The sequence below is a fragment of the Wolbachia endosymbiont of Encarsia formosa genome, assembly GCF_039540065.1.
Classification (GTDB): domain Bacteria; phylum Pseudomonadota; class Alphaproteobacteria; order Rickettsiales; family Anaplasmataceae; genus Wolbachia.
This window is the reverse complement of the sequence record NZ_CP154278.1, coordinates 17,256-33,468: the sequence shown is the minus strand read 5'-3', so window position 1 is coordinate 33,468 and position 16,213 is coordinate 17,256. Positions and strand designations below refer to the sequence as shown.

Here is a 16,213-nt window from a genome sequence, read left to right as displayed (position 1 = left end):
TATAATTAAGCTTTTGTTAAGTTTTTATGGTGAGTAACAATGGAGTATGCAGATAGGTTAAAAGTTGCTTATGACTCCAAATTTGAGCTAACTTTACTATAGATTAACATAGTTAAGACCTATATTTGATATCACTATTATCAGAGCATGATGGATTATGCTTTAAAGGAGTGCAAAAACTGCTGAAGCTTATACAGTAACCTGCGGAGCCACTTCAGCAGAATAAACAAAGACATGCCAGTATTAGTAGAGACTTATTTATAAGTCAACTAACTTTTTCAAAGAATACTTTAGTAAAAGTACATGCTAGTTAGTGTTATAAAGAATTCAATTATTTACTCTTTCAAAAAAGATCGTATATTTTTGAGAACGAGCAGCGTAAAAATAGGATTGTAAAAATAGAAGATTTAAATTATTGCAACAAAGTTGGGCAAAACAGTTCGTATATAAATTTAGCAAAAGTAAGCCAATATAGCTGGTTTTAGCGCACAGTGAAATTACCATATAAAAAAGTTCGTATGGTACACATGGTAGACCAATTGATTCCAAGAAAAACACTTCTCACCGTCCTTGGTTTTGGTTGCTGAAAGTGACTATACTTTTTATTTCTTAATTAGATATACCGTTAAATTAATAATGATTCACTCAAAATAGCCTAAGTAAAATACTATAATATGCATCAAAATTATTGATAATTATCAATCTGTTTGTTATAATATAGGATTGAGGTTGGAATGGAAAATTCAAAAAAGAAAGCTAATTCGGAAAAATTAGAAGGGGTACAATATTTAAAGCAGCCAGAGTTACCAGAGAATTTTAAGGTAGGAAAAGCATTGGATGGCGGAGATTGTTTCTTCGACTCAGTTGCACAAGGACTAAGACAATTGAAACCTGAAATAGTCTTTACTGTTAAATCTTTGAGAGAAATTTGTAAGAAATTCGCAGAAAGTCAACTAGAAGATGATCACCTCATGGCTTAAAGAGGCTTTAAAAGGTGAAAATCAACACATTAATGAATATATTACACGTATTGAATTTACTGCAGGTGATGTTGAGCAAAAGCCTGAGCAAAATGCCTTGGGTATGGTTTCACCAATATGGGGTAGAGGTGATATTGAAGGGAGAATAATTTGTAAAGTATATGGTGTACAGTTACATATTCTTGAAAAACATATTGTTGAAGAAAGAGAAGTATGGCTAGATCAGTTAATAAGCAGTGAAACTTCTAAGTCTATAGATAATATAAATTATAATGAGCAGAATACCGTACACATAATCAATGCAGGTAGTGCACATTTTAATCCGATAATAAATCATAAAAACTTACAAGCTTCAGTTGAACAATCATCGACTCAACCAAAAAGAACTAAAACTGATTCTGAAGAAGATAGAATGGAAGATACAAGTTCTAAAAAGCTAAAAACTTCTTCTCAAGCAGCAGAGATTGTTGGCCTTGATCAGGCAAAAAAAGTGCTAGATGATGAGGAAATTGAAATTACCTAAGTTGCAGGTAATATGTCCGTACAAGCAATGGCAAGATTACAAAATAAACCTACATATCAAAAGTGGGAACAGAAAGGTTTTGATATCAAGAATTATCAAGGGATAGAGGAATACTCTCCAAGTAAAGCAGATGATATACCGACTACCAGTATTGAGGAAAAGCAGCAAAGTGCTACCAAATCGAATAAACTATTACAAGATCACATTCCTGATAATAGGAAGGAGTTCCTTCTAAGTGTTTTAAAATCAGCTAAGATTAATGGTATAAAACATTTTAATACTCACCATGGAAAAATCAGTTATATTGGTCAAATAAATTAACTATGACATTACTAGGTATCGCTCTTGAGCTTGATGCTAAAGAAGTCATTAGCTGTATTCATAAATTAGCTAAAAATAAGGGTGAACTAGAAAAAGTTCTCAACTCTACCAGCCATACTCTAGAACTTCAAAATGGTAAAATACTTCATCATACACCAATTAGTTGGGCGATCCGAAGAGGCAATGTGTCCCAAATATCCACTATTTTAGGATTAGCTAGGGCACATGGCTTGAAGAAATTAGCCTGCAGTTCTTTATTTATTGCTATTAAACTTTGCAATATAGTAGCAGTGTCTTACATAATAAAAAACTTTGTTGTTCCAAACATAATAGATGAAAACACGAATACTCCTCTGCATACGGCAGCTGCTTGTGGCAATACTAGGATAGTAGAAGTTTTAATAGAAAATGATGCTTATGTGAATGCAGGAGATGGAATTAGAAATACCCCACTACATGTTGCAGCTGAAAATAACAATGTAGAGATAGTAGATGCTCTATTAAATAGAGGTGCTGATGTAAATGTAAAAAATTGTCATGGATATGCTCCTTTACATATTGCTGTTGCAAAGAACAATATAGTGATGGTGGATGCTTTATTAAATAGAGGTGCTGATACAAATATAAGAAATGATAAAGGGTATACTCCTTTACAACTTTCTATTCTAAAGGGCTATAAAGGAATATTATCATGTCTATTAGAGTGGACAAGACCGGATATTAATTCAAGGTTACAAATTGGTTCTTATTGTAGTACTACTCTTTTGTCGTTTGCTGCTCAAAGTCGCCATGTAGGAATAGTAGAACTTTTAATAGAAGAAGGTGCTGATACAGATGTAAGTTTCCACTCTGAGGTTACTTTCTTAGAATATTGTGTTTCTGAAAGAGTGGAAATGGTAAAAACCTTAATAGCACTTGAAACTAGATTAGATTACTTTGAGAGCAGAGAAGAGTTGTATAGTCTCATACAAAGTAGGTTATCTCACGATCTTGCGCAACAAATGTTAGAATATCGTGGTAGTTGTTTAGATGAACTAGAAAGAATGAGAGAAAAAAAGATTAATAAAAGTTGTACATTGTATGATATTCTGAAAAGTAATGAAGCTAATAAATTAGCATCTTACGTACGGGACAAAAATATGAGAGAAGAGTTAGAAAAAGCTAAAAGTGAGTTTCCCATCTTTGCTGAACGAATAGAAAGTCAATATCAAAAAGGGAAAGAAAGACTTGATTTACTAGAACAAGGTTCAAGTAATTTACACAAGGTATTTCCACCAAAAGCTTTTCTTTATAATATTCTGACAAGTGAGGAGGTCAATAAATTAGCATCTTCTCTAAGAGAGAAAGATATGGAAAACAAGTTAGAAGAAGCTAAAAGTGAATTTCCCATTCTTGCTTACCTAATAGACAGTCAACATAAAACAGTGACAGAAATACTGGATTTATTGGAACAAGTCTCTAGTAATTTACCACGGGTAATTCCAGCGGAAGTTTCTCTACAAATCTTTGAACTTCTAGACAACATAGATATAAAAAGGTTTAATGAAGTGATCAATGGTATTGAAAAGTGGATAGGGAGAGCATTTTTCATGCATAGAGGTAAGGAAAGTAGTGAGTGTTTTTCTGCTCCCAATATTGAAGAACCTAGTAACAAGGTGAGAGAGGTAAATATTGAAAGTGTAAACGAGGTAGTAATAGGTAGACGCACTTGAGATACAAATTCAAATTAACGAGAAATAACACAAAATTCATATCACTTCTGGAGGATTTATCTTTCGATCTACGAGTTTTTCCCCAGGAAAGTTCAAAAAAAGTGTTTCAAAATCAAAAAATAAAGTAATGGTTTGATATGAAAAAAAGTTTGTGTAGAACATCTATTAGACCAACACGTCCCAAGACGAACAGTTCTCACGCTTGCTGGTTTCAGTTACCGAAAATGGCTGTATTGGTTTAGTTTTAAAAATACAAACTATAATAAAATGCTAAAACATGCAAAAAACTCTTGCCTTGTTAGATCTTTATTATTCACAATAAAGTTACATTTTACGTAATAAATATGTGGGAGTATTGTGTTAAAGACATTGAATTCTGTAAATTATTTTAAACAAGCAGTTAATCGATCTGAGTTAATAAGAGAGCAAAAAAAAAGATATACTACCATCTAGTAGTCAACAAGTACTGATTGATTTAGGTTTGCCAGAAGGTTTTACAACGAAGAAAGCAATTGGTGAAGTAGATTGTTTCTTTGATTCAGTTGCGCAAGGACTTAATCAATTAAAGCCTGGAGGGACCTTTACTGTAAAATCTTTAAGAAATATTTGTAGGCTGTTCGCAGAGAAACAACTTGGTCTTGATTCGTCATGGCTTACAGAAGCGTTAAAAAATGATGGTAGAAGCATTTCTGATTATATTTCACGAGTTGGGTTTACCGCAGATGATATTAAGAAAGGATCTAAAGCAATAGATAAATTAAAATTAACTACGGCTATGTGGGGTCTACAGAAATTGATGGAAGAATAATTTGTATAGTATATAAGGTAAGATTGCATTTTATTGAAGAACACATTACTTCCGATGGAAGAAAGGTAATAACGCATCACCTTATTGATAAGGAAGGTTACCAAAAGGATATATTAAATAGCGAGATTCTTAGTAAGAAAATTTACTATACAAAAGATACTATACATATAGTAAATCAGGGAGGTCTTCATTTTCAACCAATCTTAAGAGGGACAGTACAGCAAATGTCACTTTATTATTATAAAACCATGGCTAGTGAAAAAAAATTGGACAGTGAGTCTGTTTATTTTCGACAAAATTTCGAAGCAGAAATGAAAGATGTCACAGACAATCAAATGGACTGTGAAGATTATAAAGAATCTAGCCCTGTTGTAGAGGTATTGCCTGATGAGTCAATAATGGAAGCAACAGTTGATTATGAAGACAGATTATCTGATGAAGAACTTCAGCATGAACAAAGTCAAGATAGTCCTAGAGTAACAAGAGCTTCATCTATAAGCAGCAGTAGTACATTGTATAGTGCATTGATTGATTGTAGGTTAACGGTAGAGGATATAGGTCTTACAGATGATGAAATAGTGAAAAGAGCAACTTTTTTTTGTTAAGACTTTTGTTAAAGAATTCGAAAAAAAACTATTTCAATACTCTGAAGAAGTAAAACCAGGTTCAAAAATAAAAAAAACAGGTAAAATATTAGGTCTGGTTGATTCAACTATAAAGAGTGCTATTCCACCAGGTATGCGAGTAATTCCTGATAAAGCAATTGAAATGATAGGTTATCTTTCTGCAAAAGAGCATAAGAAAGGAGTAAAAAGTGTTTCTTCAACAGTTATGCCTTTAGAAGGTAGCACAAGAGAGATTTTAGTAGATGCTAGTTTAGAAATTTTTCAAAAATTTGAGGGGCAGTTTACTGGGATTATGGATGTTAGTAGCCTTTCTTGGGAGAGAGGGATTGAGAAATTAGCAATAGATGCTGTATCTAGAGTAATAAATTATATTTCAGCTAATAAAGAAGAACTTTCCGTTTATCTTATAACAAAAGGTGTTGTTTTAGGTGAATCAAAAGCGAGAACATTTGCTAAGCAAGTTTTAAAAAAACCAGCGAAACTTTTTGAGTCAGAAGCATTTCAGTCTGGATATAAAGTGAAAGATAAACAAAGTGGTAAAATTTGTGTGTGATTCATAGAGGTTATTACAATAAGAATATAAGGTCAAATAGAAATTTGGATTTGCAGTAGTTTATAGACCTTATTACAATTGCAAAGGATAAATTAGTTAATCTAGGGTTAAACTACGTCTGAGTTGGATAAAACTATACAAAAAGTTTGGTCATGCAGGAAAGAGCATTATGGTATTTCACGTTTTACCTTACGTAAATGGTACAAACGTTATGAAGAGTTAGGTGAAAAAGGATTAGTAGATCTCAGTAGTAAGCCTAAAACTTCACCTTTGCAAAAGATCAATGAATCAGATGAGCAGCTTATTCTTCATCTAAGACAAACTAGAAAGCTAGGGGCAAGAAACCGAGTTAAGACGTCTATATGATTTATCCTTGTCATTGGCTACTATACACAAAATTTTCAAAAAACATAGTGTAAGTCTTCTGCATGTTAAACGTCATTATCGCAAACATGTCAAGCGTTATAACTGTAAAGTACCTGGAGAGCGTGTGCAGATGGATGTGTGCAAAATATCGTCAGGGCTTTATCAATATACTGCTATAGATACGTTATAAAATTGTTGCATTATATTCAAGAAGTACTTCAAAAAACACTTTAGATTTCCTAAAACAACTAAGAGAAAGAATACCTTTCCATTGCCAAAGGATTCAAACTGATAGAGGGCAAGAATTTTTTGCTTATGAGGTGCAAGAATGTTTGAAGGAATGGAAAATTAAATTTCGTCCTATTAAGCCGTTTTCTCCACACTTAAATGGTAAAGTGGAAAGAGCACAGCGTACAGACTTAGATGAGTTTTACAGTATCGTTACCATCAAGAGCTCTGAATTGCAAATTAAACTTAGGGATTGGGAAGAGTATTATAATAAACACCGCCCTCATAGCGCTCTTCAAGGAAAAACTCCTTGGGAAAAATATAAGGAACTGGAAAATACGATTCCTTGCTTAAGTGAAAAACTATATCTTATCAAAAGAGTCGTTTGTCATGCAAAATTGTAAACACAATCAGAAACTACAATCACTTCAAAAATGCAAATCTCTTAACAAGCCAACTAGTTCAGACTCAATCTGACAAGTCAATTGTAATAACCTCTATGAATCATACATTTTAGAAACAAATCTAAGGTTAATCGTGAGAGAGCTCAAGTGTTATTTGCTTAACAAAATTACTGATATAGGCATGGCTAAATTTGAGATAGCTTCATTCCACGTTACCTATTATCCGAAGAGTGATGCAATAAAGCCATTCCAGTGTCAGCTATTTGAATGACAATAAGGGGTTCACTTGAAACTGATTTTTCTTTGCACTCCAGTTATGCAAGAAATCTATTATATAATATTATTGTCACTCTCTTGATAGTTTTTTAGCTCCTCTCCTTCTGAGTTACTCGGTGCAATTATTTGATCAGATTCAGTTGATGATTCATCAGATCCAAACAACCATGAAAAAAAACCACCAAAAAATGATGCAATTAAAGAAAAGGGCTTCATAATTATATTAAGCAAATTATCAAAAAAAGAGCTCGGCTGTTCTTCATTTGTTGATGATTCACTTCGTGGATTAACACCATTTTGTGTAAGTGCTATGTCAATAGAATGTCCATTATCAGCATCTTCAATTTGTACATCACTGACTTCTTCTACAATGATTTCCTGTGATTTTTCCTCTACTTGTATCACTGGTTGCACATTACCTTCTTGCTCAGTATCTTCCTCTTGATCTACTTCACTATCTGTCGATGCTGAACTGTCATCAGTTTTTTCTATGATTTGTAATAATAGAGCTTTTATTTCTTCTGTTTTAGCTAAATCAAAAGGAGTTTTTTCATCCTTGTCTTTTACATTGATATCGATTACGTCTACTGCTAATAGAATTTTTACTATTTCTATATGACCATTTTTAGCAGCATAATGTAAAGGGGTCTTTTCACTTTCATCTATTGGATTAACATCTGCCCCCTTATCTAGATCATCTTCTAGCTTCTGAGAAAAACTGTCCCCAAGCTTAGCAAATAAGTGTAAGGGAGTCGCTTTATATAATTCTAGTTTAATTTCATTAACACCATTGGGTTTGTTAAAATATATTACAGAACTAAATCTTGTTTTATTATTTATATCGGTACCAATCTTTATGAAGTCTAAATCATTTTTAACAAAATCTTTTCCTGATGATTGGTAATGGTCAATGACTTGCTTTTTTATTGACTTATGAGATCTTTTAATATTTTATATAATTTTATTTACTTCTTCTTGTGAAAAGCTGAAAGCTAAAGGTTCATAATCTTTATAATCATCAGAAATTGTCGCTTTGAAAAGGGTATAAACTTTATTGATTTGTCTTGAAGATATTTCTTTTTGTGAAAAGTTGAAAGCTGGAGGATACACACTGTAATTAAAACCTTCATATTTAAACTCAAGTGGCCCAGTTCCAATAAATTTTAGATTATGATCCTTTGTTAGTTGTGATAAAAAATTTTTCCATTTACTTTCATCAAACTCGTTGTAACGAGGCCATGAGTAAATTAATACTTTATTTCCAACATCTCCAAATTGTACATGAATACTGTTTGGTTGTTTGAATATATCATTATATTCTTTTCCAAATCATAGGTGTTAAGAACCTCAACTGACATATTATGAACATCATTGCTGATATATTTTAAGAAGATTTCCCTAACTTTGTGAGTCTTTTCAGCTAATCGAACTTTCTCACCCTGATTTAGGGAGCTGTTAAAATGTGTGTAATCAATAAAATTGCCACTCATCTGCACTTTTCTATAGAAATTGTATTATCATGTTACAGTTGCTAATAATCAATGAACTCTGCAGATAAAGTTCTCTGGATGCCAGCACCACATACCGAAATTACACCTTCATAAGGTTATATAAGAAATCTATTGTAATCAGCCTTCTCTGTGTTTTTCAGTATATTTAAGTAAACTATATATAAGAATTGCAATTATAGAACATGCAACTGTTAACAGTAAATTTGGTAAAATACTATAGTGAAAAAATTTTCCTACTATATATATTCCAATAGCTCCAAACATCATATTGCAGAATGAGAGGACTGCACTACCAAGCCCTATACCCTTGATTGTTTCTAAAGCAGAAGTTACGTTATTGCTGATTACGAGTGCAAGCCCGATATTGCTCGGAATCCAAAGAACTTGAAGAATAAGTACACTTAACTTGTTTGTGAGATAAAAATATACCAATAAACCATCCGATATCATCGGTAATACCAAACCTATTATTAACATCTTGCTCACTCCTATTTTTGGTACGTACCTTCTATTAATTAAAGTCCCAATTATGTAAAATATAACTATGATTGATATGAGATAGCCAAAACATTGTACTTCAACGCCCATTGATTCAAATATGAATGGGTAGTTAGCAATGTATGCCCAAAGCCACATGAAAGTTAATCCATGAATGGCTGAAAACCCAAGGAAACGATAATTCTTAAATATTAATATATACTGCTTGAAGATATTAATACTGGCTTTACTTTTATTTACGGTCAGCGTTTCTTGTAGCTTCAAGTAAATAAAAATGAGCATAATAATTGCGGCAAGTGATATGATAAAAAACAAAAACTTCCAACTATAACCATGTGAAATTATATAACTGCCTACCACTGGAGCTATTCCAGGTGAAAGTGCTACTATCATATTTAACTTTGAGATTACTCTTGAGTATTCACTACCTGAGTACATATCCCTGATTGCTGCATATCCTACAACTCCTGCAACACCAGCTCCAGCTCCCTGTATAAACCGGATTAATATTAAAAGTATAATATTATCAGCTATACAACATACAATACTTGCCAAAGTAAAAATTGTCATACCAATCAGCATTATTAGGCGCCTGCCATAATAGTCTGACAATGGGCCATAAATTAATCCAGATATTGCAATTCCTACTAAATTTAAACTGATCGTAAGCTGCGCTATATTACCTTTCACCTTAAAATAGTTGGCAATACTTGGCAATGCAACTGAGTATAAGTCTGTTGCCATGTCAACAACTGCTACAGATAATATCATAATAAGAGAGATGATATTTTGTGAAAAAACTGTCGACACTAATGATTTACTGGATTAAATACGTTTAATTGTAGTATATTTTTCTCATTAGTATATTAATTTAACTGCTAAAGTTTAAAATAATTATGTAAGCAATCTCTGTATAAAATATGGATAAATCACTATTAGTTAAAGAGGTTTTCGATTCTGTAGCAAATCGCTACGACATCATGAATGATATAATGAGTCTTGGAGTGCACAGGCTATGGAAAGAGAAGATGGTAAGTAGTGTGCATTTTAAAAAGAATTCCAAGATTTTGGATATTGCTGGAGGAACCGGAGATATAGCTATAAGAATAGCAAAAGGGGAACCAAGTGCTAAAATTACAGTATGTGATATAAATCAAAACATGCTGGACAAAGGGCGTGATAAGGCTATAAATTCAAATCAGCTCAATTTCAATTGGGTATGTGCAAATGCAGAGAGTTTACCATTTGAAGATTCCGAATTTGATTATTATACAGTAGCTTTTGGTATTCGAAACTTTTCTGACCGCAAGAAGGCTTTAAGTGAAGCATATAGGGTATTGAAGCCAGATGGGAAATTTATTTGCTTGGAGTTTGCCCCTATGTATTATCAAAATGAGATATTCACCAAATTTTATGACTTATACTCATTTAAAGTAATTCCTAAAATTGGTAGCATAGTTGCTAAAGATAAGGGTTCTTATGAATACCTAGTAAGGAGCATAAGAGAATTTCCAACTCAAACTAATTTTAAAATGGAAATTGAAGAGGTAGGCTTTAAGAATGTTGAGTTTCACAATATGAGCTATGGAATAGTGGCGTTACACATTGGAACAAAATAAACTCTGGTATATTCAGTAGTTTTTTTGCTAACTTTCTGTAATTTCGCAGCGTTTTTCTTTGAGTAGAAATCAAGCTAAAGTTTCTTGAACGTATTGTTCTAACGAAGTACACTGTAGACTAATATTGTAACTTTTTCCTGAAGCTAAATACTTAACTTTAAAATAAAATGCGATCTAACATTAAGCAGCTATTTTACTATATAAAACCTAGTCTACATTATTTTAGCATAGCTTTTATTGCAGTTATATTTTCAGCTTTAACGATTCTTCTTTTTGGTAGTGGCTTAAGCAACATAATTGATTCTGGCGCAGAGCATAACTTTACTACCAAGCTTGTAGTTGCAATACTGATAGTTTTAGGCATTTCTTTCACTTCATTTATTCGGTTATATTTCATTGGCATTGGCAGCGAAAAAGTTGTCGCAAGAATCAGATATGACTTATATAGCAGTATTACTGATTTACAACCAAGTTTCTTTGAGAATACAGGTGTGCAAGATGTTATCTCAGCACTCATTACTGATACCTCTGCATTGCAATCGATAATAAACAGCAGCTTATTGACAATATTGAGGAATGCAGTGGTACTAACTGGTAGTGTTGCAATGCTGTTATACACAAATCTACATTTAACCGCATATGCAGCTGCAATAATACCCATACTGCTCATTATCATGACTTCACTTGGAAAAAAAGTTCGCAATTATGCACGCTTTGCTCATGATAAATCAAGTGAGCTTGCATCATTTAGTGAGGAAAATTTTAGATCTATAGTAACCATTAAATCATTTGTACTAGAAGAAAATGAAAAAATTCGTTTTCAGGAACATTTAAACTTAGTATCAAAATCGTATGTAAAACTAGTATTCTTGCGCGCTATTTTAGTAACTCTAGTTATCACGTGTGTGATAGGTTCACTAGTTATTTTGCTTTTTTTTGGAATAAAAGAAGTCTTAAGTAATAATATGACCATAGGAGAACTATCTTCATTTGTGTTTTATTCAGCGCTTGCGGCAGGAGCTATAAATAATTTGAGCGATAATATCAGTGATTTGCAACGAGGTCTTGGAATAGTAGAGCGTTTGTTTGAGTTTACGAACATGAAAAGCTCTATAGTAAATGGCGAAAATCCTATAAGAATTAATAGTATTCAAAAAGAAATTGCGTTTAACGATGTAACATTTTTTTATGCTGATAAGCCAGCATTAAATAACGTATCATTTTCTATAGAGGCAGGTCAAGCAGTATCAATTGTTGGACCATCTGGAAGTGGTAAAAGCACCATTTTAAAACTTCTGCTCCGTTTTCATGATCCAAATAAAGGTAGCATTACTATTGATGGGCACAACATTAAATCAATTGCGCTAAATGACCTCAGATCGTTGTTTGGCTTAGTGCCACAAGACCATATGATATTCTCTTGTTCAATAATGGAAAATATACTATATGGTAAACCAGATGCTGAATATGAAGAGGTGAAGCAAGCAGCTATCAGCGCTTATGCGATGGAATTTATTGATAAGCTACCGGATAAATTTGATACATTTGTAGGAAAAAGAGGACTGAAACTTTCTGAAGGACAAAAACAACGTATTATAATAGCAAGGGCCATACTCAAAAATCCTCAGGTTTTAATACTGGATGAAGCAACCTCTGCCCTTGATTATAAAAGTGAGAACCTCGTGCAAAAAGCACTGAGCAAATTAATGCAAAACAGAACAACAATCATAATCACACACAGACTGTCAACCGCACTCAAAACTGACAAGATTATAGTGATTAATTGCGGGAAAGTAGAAGAAGTAGGAACTCATGACTCCCTAATAAGTAAAGACGGGTTGTATGCAAAACTGGCGAAGATACAGTGGAATTGAAAGAAAATTTACATCATATCGTTAGTTGATATGCTAGATTTATAATTAAAGTTATTAAATTTTTAATCATTTTGATTTATAATCATCTTATAGTATTTTTTTAAGGATTATTATGGTTTATAATTACAGTAATTTACCAAAACTACCATTTACGGGTTATAATTTGCCAGCTTTACCAGCACCAGTATCGAACTGTGCACAAGCTTGTGCACCTGCATACGCACCTTGTGCTACTAATTCGTGCCACAATCATTTTAACTCATATCATAACTATTATGAAACATGTTATAATCCTTGTGATACGTTTGATTTTTTCTGCTAAGAGGTTAGATTTAAATCACTAACAAACGTACGTTCTTTCACTCTTGCTATACGTACTTCCAATAGCACATGGGAAACCATGTGCTTCACATTTTGCTTTAAAATACAATAAATTTGACTACTGACAGCTTTTTCTTGAAATCTTAGCAGCATTTTGCTGTGGCAAAGCTTTTCAATGCGAATATCTTCTATATTAAAGTCGTATTTTGAAATGTACTGTAAGTTTGTATATGCTAATCTCAGCATTAAAATTATTAAATCATTAACTTTTTTATCCTATAATAATCTAATAGTTATTTTTTAAAGGATTCTTATGAATTATAATTTTTCCTCATCTCCACGTGTTGGTTCATGTATTCCTACGCGTACAGCTTACACAACTGACCCACGGTACCATAATAATTTTGATCTACATTGTCATAACCACTTTAACCCACATTGCCATGACCACTTTTATCCGTATTATGATGAAGTCGAATTAAATATACATCTTCCTGATGTAAAATGTCCTGATGTAACAGTACTTGAGTGTCCTGCTTGTCCTGATGTAAAATGTCCTGACGTACCTCCTTGTCCTGATGTAAAATGTCCTGATATACCTCCTTGTCCTGATGTAATAGTACCTGAGTGTCCTGCTTGTCCAGAACCTAAAAAACCAATTGACTATTCAAAACTTACAGTAGCAGTTGATGCAGTTTCTGGAGAGCTTAAAGATGCCAAGACTAATGAAACTACTGGCTTAATATTTCAAAAATGTAGAGAAGTTATTGATAGAGGTGACAACAGTATTAAAATTGGTTCAGACGGTTATCTCATAGGAGAATGTGATAGTAATCCTGAATGCAAACTTTGTTTAGATTCGATAAATGGTGCTATAGTAATTGCGCGCAAAGAATCAGCATTTTCTCCTGAAGAGATATCAGAACCAGAACACATTGTCTATTTTTTATAGAAGTAATAAAGGTGTGTATATTGTTACTATACACTTGCATTTTATATTAATTTATTAGTAATATTCATGGAGTTATTTTATGTTCAAGAGAGTTTTTCCTTACTCAAACTGCAAGCATGCAGATCAACTACCACATATGTTGAAAGTTCATTTACATACAAAGCTAGGTGGTGGTAAAGACCCTAATTCTAGGATTGATGATAAGACTAAGAATGAACTGAAAGAAAAGATTAAAACTGAGCTAGAGAAAGATCTTAAGTTTGAGATTAGTGATAAGACTAAGAATGAACTGAAAGAAAAGATTAAAACTGAGCTAGAGAAAGATCTTAAGTTTGAGATTAGTGATAAGACTGAGAATGAACTGAAAGAAAAGATTAAAACTGAGCTAGAGAAAGATCTTAAGTTTGAGATTAGTGATAAGACTAAGAATGAACTGAAAGAAAAGATTAAAAATGAGATAAAGGATAAAATAAAAAAAGAAATAGAGGATGAGATAGATTATAAGCGTGATAAAAATAACCACGATAAAGGCGATAAAGATAAAGACGGCTTTGATAAGGATGGCTTCAATAAGGAAGGCTTTGATAAAGATGGCTTCAATAAGGAAGGCTATAATAAAAAAGGCTTTGATGAGGATGGCTACGATAGAACAGGCTTTGATAAAGATGGCTACGATAGAACAGGCTTTGATAAAGATGGCTTCAATAAAAAAGGCTTTGATAGGGATGGTAGGAAAAAAGGCGATGATGAAGGTCGCAATACAAAAGATGAAAAGACAAAAAAAGATGAAGATGATGGAGATGAAAATGACACATTCATAGAAGGTATTCTTGTCAATCCTGGTCATACTGAGCAAGACACATGCGGGGTAAATTCTGGAAAATATTCCGAAGAAAAGTACGTAGGTAAGCCTGCTTGGTTTACAAGAGATCTTTTGAAACAATTTTTGCCTGATTTAATGGAAAACGAGAAGATCATGGAACGTTTTAAGAGCACATATTCTGATCAATATCATGCAGAAAATTTTGGTATAACTTTTAAGTGTGAAGAGGATGAAGAATGTGGAAAAAATATAAACTTTACGCTTGCTGAACCTAGTAACATGTGGTGTAATAAAGCAGGTGCAAAAGGAACTGCTGGTTTACAATGTCGAGAAGAGATTCGAAGCATCAACAAAAGCTCTTGTTGTCCAACTGCTGTGCCTTACTTTAGTCCTGTGAATAGTGAAAACTTTTTTCTAAATGACAAGTGTCCTAATTTGATTTTAGATCTTCCGGCAGCAAAATTAAAGGAGTGTGCAGGTAAAATTATAGTTGCAAAACTAGAGGCGCCAATGGTTATCGTTGCTCAGGACAATTCTGTAGTAGATAAAAATAACCACAAAATTCATGACACCAAGTATCTTATGCTAAAGGATAAGCTAAATTATAAAGGTGAGATAAAAGATTCAGCCGGTAAATCTCTAGAGAAATTAGAAGAAGTTAAAGAGTCTATAGAGATGGGTCTGTGGACTTCTGATAAGGAAGTAAAGCTGAAGATACCTGATATGCCATCTTATTCTCCTGGTGCCAATTATGATGAAGATGAGACTTTCTTGTACTTTGATAACGAAGGAAAATATGAAGAGTAGGTTATGCAAGCAAAAGCAGAAGATGAGAAGTTAAAAATACAGGTCCAAAAGGATGGCTATGATGAAGATGGATTTAACAAGGATGGCTTTAATGAAAAAGGCTATCATAGAAGTGATAAGGAAGTACTATTAAAAAGTGCTTTTTCTCATAGTACGCAAGAAGCAAACCTTAACTATTATGACAATGAGGATAATTCTGTTTCCGTTGATACTAATTTTATATAAGGCTGAATGTTTTCTGGGCTTTTCAGCTAAGAAAACACTTTTGTAGAAAAATAGAATGAGTGACCTTACTCAGCATGACGGTAAAATTCTAATCAAATTACGTATATGAATTTTGTGGCACTTTTGTGTAGTTCAACATAGGTAAATTTGAATAATAGCAACAAATAAAACCTTTATATAATGCTGTCAGCGAATAGATGTTCGCTTGGCGTTTCTATGCTTTCATCATTAGTAGGATTAAAGGGGAAATTAAACTGAACAAGATTTGGAAGCTTATTGTTGTTCAATGATTCATGTAATGCTACTATACCTTTATCGCAGACACTGTCAGAAAGTAAATTAAACTCAGTAATATTTGAAAAACTACCATTCTTTAGCGCATTTATAAATTCCACTCCACCATCAGGGCTTATATTATTAGAAATTAAATCAAGCTTAACAAGATTTGGAAAGTTACCATTCTCTAATAATTTAGTGATTGCTATTGAAACTTGATCACCCATAATACTAGAAGTTACTTTACACTCAGTAAGATTCGGAGCGGTAACATTCTTTAATGTCTCATCTAAAACTTCTGCACCTTCAGCATCAATATAACAGTCGTGTAAGATGAGGATTGTAATATTTGGATTCTTTTGCAAGAATTTTATTAAGTTCTCCATGTGTATATGTAGACTATTTAAGTCTAAGGTATTACCATTAACATATTTATTAAGTTCTACTTTCATCATGTTTATAACTCCTCTGTTAATATAATTCTTATTATAGCATAGACTTCAGTCATTG

Annotated in this window: 19 protein-coding genes and 1 pseudogene; 14 read left to right on the top strand and 6 right to left on the bottom strand. The window is 32.8% G+C overall.

Going from position 1 to position 16,213, the window contains the following annotated elements:
- Window positions 1-734 precede the first annotated feature (734 nt).
- The 9 genes from AAE962_RS00210 to AAE962_RS00170 all read left to right on the top strand — a co-directional run bounded on the left by AAE962_RS00210 (window position 735) and on the right by AAE962_RS00170 (window position 6,521).
- On the top strand, window positions 735-980 hold the full coding sequence (locus AAE962_RS00210) for a hypothetical protein (protein ID WP_343289087.1): 246 nt from the start codon (window positions 735-737) through the stop codon (window positions 978-980).
- Complete coding sequence (locus AAE962_RS00205) at window positions 961-1,503, top strand: hypothetical protein (protein ID WP_343289086.1); 543 nt, start codon at window positions 961-963, stop codon at window positions 1,501-1,503. Before AAE962_RS00210 ends, AAE962_RS00205 begins: the two co-directional genes overlap by 20 nt.
- A gap of 12 nt (window positions 1,504-1,515) precedes the next feature.
- Entirely contained in the window at window positions 1,516-1,824 is a 309-nt protein-coding gene (locus tag AAE962_RS00200) for a hypothetical protein (RefSeq protein WP_343289085.1), read from the top strand.
- A 2-nt stretch (window positions 1,825-1,826) separates the two neighbouring features.
- Window positions 1,827-3,536, top strand: coding sequence for an ankyrin repeat domain-containing protein (locus tag AAE962_RS00195; protein ID WP_343289084.1), 1,710 nt, complete (start codon window positions 1,827-1,829; stop codon window positions 3,534-3,536).
- Window positions 3,537-4,017: 481 nt separating this feature from the next.
- Window positions 4,018-4,344 carry a hypothetical protein gene (locus AAE962_RS00190; protein ID WP_343289083.1) on the top strand — a complete coding sequence of 109 codons (327 nt, stop codon included), beginning with the start codon at window positions 4,018-4,020 and terminating at the stop codon, window positions 4,342-4,344.
- Entirely contained in the window at window positions 4,314-4,949 is a 636-nt protein-coding gene (locus tag AAE962_RS00185) for a hypothetical protein (protein ID WP_343289082.1), read from the top strand. Before AAE962_RS00190 ends, AAE962_RS00185 begins: the two co-directional genes overlap by 31 nt.
- A 133-nt stretch (window positions 4,950-5,082) precedes the next feature.
- Window positions 5,083-5,523, top strand: coding sequence for a hypothetical protein (locus tag AAE962_RS00180; protein ID WP_343289081.1), 441 nt, complete (start codon window positions 5,083-5,085; stop codon window positions 5,521-5,523).
- 123 nt (window positions 5,524-5,646) lie between these two features.
- Entirely contained in the window at window positions 5,647-5,889 is a 243-nt protein-coding gene (locus AAE962_RS00175; protein ID WP_343288912.1) for a helix-turn-helix domain-containing protein, read from the top strand.
- A gap of 320 nt (window positions 5,890-6,209) precedes the next feature.
- Window positions 6,210-6,521, top strand: coding sequence for an integrase core domain-containing protein (locus AAE962_RS00170; RefSeq protein ID WP_343288788.1), 312 nt, complete (start codon window positions 6,210-6,212; stop codon window positions 6,519-6,521).
- A gap of 330 nt (window positions 6,522-6,851) precedes the next feature.
- Here the strand turns inward: AAE962_RS00170 and AAE962_RS00165 are convergent, their stop codons facing one another.
- The 4 genes and pseudogenes from AAE962_RS00165 to AAE962_RS00150 all read right to left on the bottom strand — a co-directional run bounded on the left by AAE962_RS00165 (window position 6,852) and on the right by AAE962_RS00150 (window position 9,577).
- Window positions 6,852-7,211 carry a hypothetical protein gene (locus tag AAE962_RS00165; protein ID WP_343289080.1) on the bottom strand — a complete coding sequence of 120 codons (360 nt, stop codon included), beginning with the start codon at window positions 7,209-7,211 and terminating at the stop codon, window positions 6,852-6,854.
- A gap of 171 nt (window positions 7,212-7,382) precedes the next feature.
- Window positions 7,383-7,574, bottom strand: a pseudogene (locus tag AAE962_RS00160) (ankyrin repeat domain-containing protein); the annotation flags it as partial.
- Between the two features lie 470 nt (window positions 7,575-8,044).
- Window positions 8,045-8,287 (bottom strand): hypothetical protein, encoded by a 243-nt coding sequence (locus AAE962_RS00155; protein ID WP_343289079.1) that lies wholly within the window; start codon window positions 8,285-8,287, stop codon window positions 8,045-8,047.
- 138 nt (window positions 8,288-8,425) lie between these two features.
- A complete protein-coding gene (locus AAE962_RS00150; RefSeq protein WP_343289598.1) occupies window positions 8,426-9,577 on the bottom strand; it encodes a Bcr/CflA family efflux MFS transporter in 1,152 nt (383 codons plus the stop codon).
- Window positions 9,578-9,726: 149 nt separating this feature from the next.
- On the opposite strand from AAE962_RS00150, the gene ubiE reads away from it, so the two are divergent.
- Both ubiE and AAE962_RS00140 read left to right on the top strand, forming a co-directional pair.
- Window positions 9,727-10,425: a bifunctional demethylmenaquinone methyltransferase/2-methoxy-6-polyprenyl-1,4-benzoquinol methylase UbiE gene (ubiE, locus tag AAE962_RS00145; protein WP_343289078.1), complete on the top strand. Its 699-nt coding sequence runs from the start codon at window positions 9,727-9,729 to the stop codon at window positions 10,423-10,425.
- Window positions 10,426-10,592: 167 nt separating this feature from the next.
- Window positions 10,593-12,299: an ABC transporter ATP-binding protein gene (locus tag AAE962_RS00140; protein WP_343289077.1), complete on the top strand. Its 1,707-nt coding sequence runs from the start codon at window positions 10,593-10,595 to the stop codon at window positions 12,297-12,299.
- A gap of 318 nt (window positions 12,300-12,617) precedes the next feature.
- Here AAE962_RS00140 and AAE962_RS00135 read toward each other — a convergent pair whose 3' ends face one another.
- Window positions 12,618-12,866: a hypothetical protein gene (locus tag AAE962_RS00135; protein ID WP_343289076.1), complete on the bottom strand. Its 249-nt coding sequence runs from the start codon at window positions 12,864-12,866 to the stop codon at window positions 12,618-12,620.
- A 67-nt stretch (window positions 12,867-12,933) separates the two neighbouring features.
- Between AAE962_RS00135 and AAE962_RS00130 the strand changes: the two genes are divergently transcribed.
- The 3 genes from AAE962_RS00130 to AAE962_RS00120 all read left to right on the top strand — a co-directional run bounded on the left by AAE962_RS00130 (window position 12,934) and on the right by AAE962_RS00120 (window position 15,427).
- Window positions 12,934-13,572, top strand: coding sequence for a hypothetical protein (locus AAE962_RS00130; RefSeq protein ID WP_343289075.1), 639 nt, complete (start codon window positions 12,934-12,936; stop codon window positions 13,570-13,572).
- A 79-nt stretch (window positions 13,573-13,651) separates the two neighbouring features.
- On the top strand, window positions 13,652-15,202 hold the full coding sequence (locus tag AAE962_RS00125; protein ID WP_343289074.1) for a hypothetical protein: 1,551 nt from the start codon (window positions 13,652-13,654) through the stop codon (window positions 15,200-15,202).
- A gap of 3 nt (window positions 15,203-15,205) precedes the next feature.
- Complete coding sequence (locus AAE962_RS00120; RefSeq protein ID WP_343289073.1) at window positions 15,206-15,427, top strand: hypothetical protein; 222 nt, start codon at window positions 15,206-15,208, stop codon at window positions 15,425-15,427.
- A gap of 173 nt (window positions 15,428-15,600) precedes the next feature.
- Here the strand turns inward: AAE962_RS00120 and AAE962_RS00115 are convergent, their stop codons facing one another.
- The gene (locus AAE962_RS00115; RefSeq protein ID WP_343289072.1) at window positions 15,601-16,158 is read right to left on the bottom strand and encodes a hypothetical protein; all 558 of its coding nucleotides are present in this window, start codon (window positions 16,156-16,158) and stop codon (window positions 15,601-15,603) included.
- Window positions 16,159-16,213 lie beyond the last annotated feature (55 nt).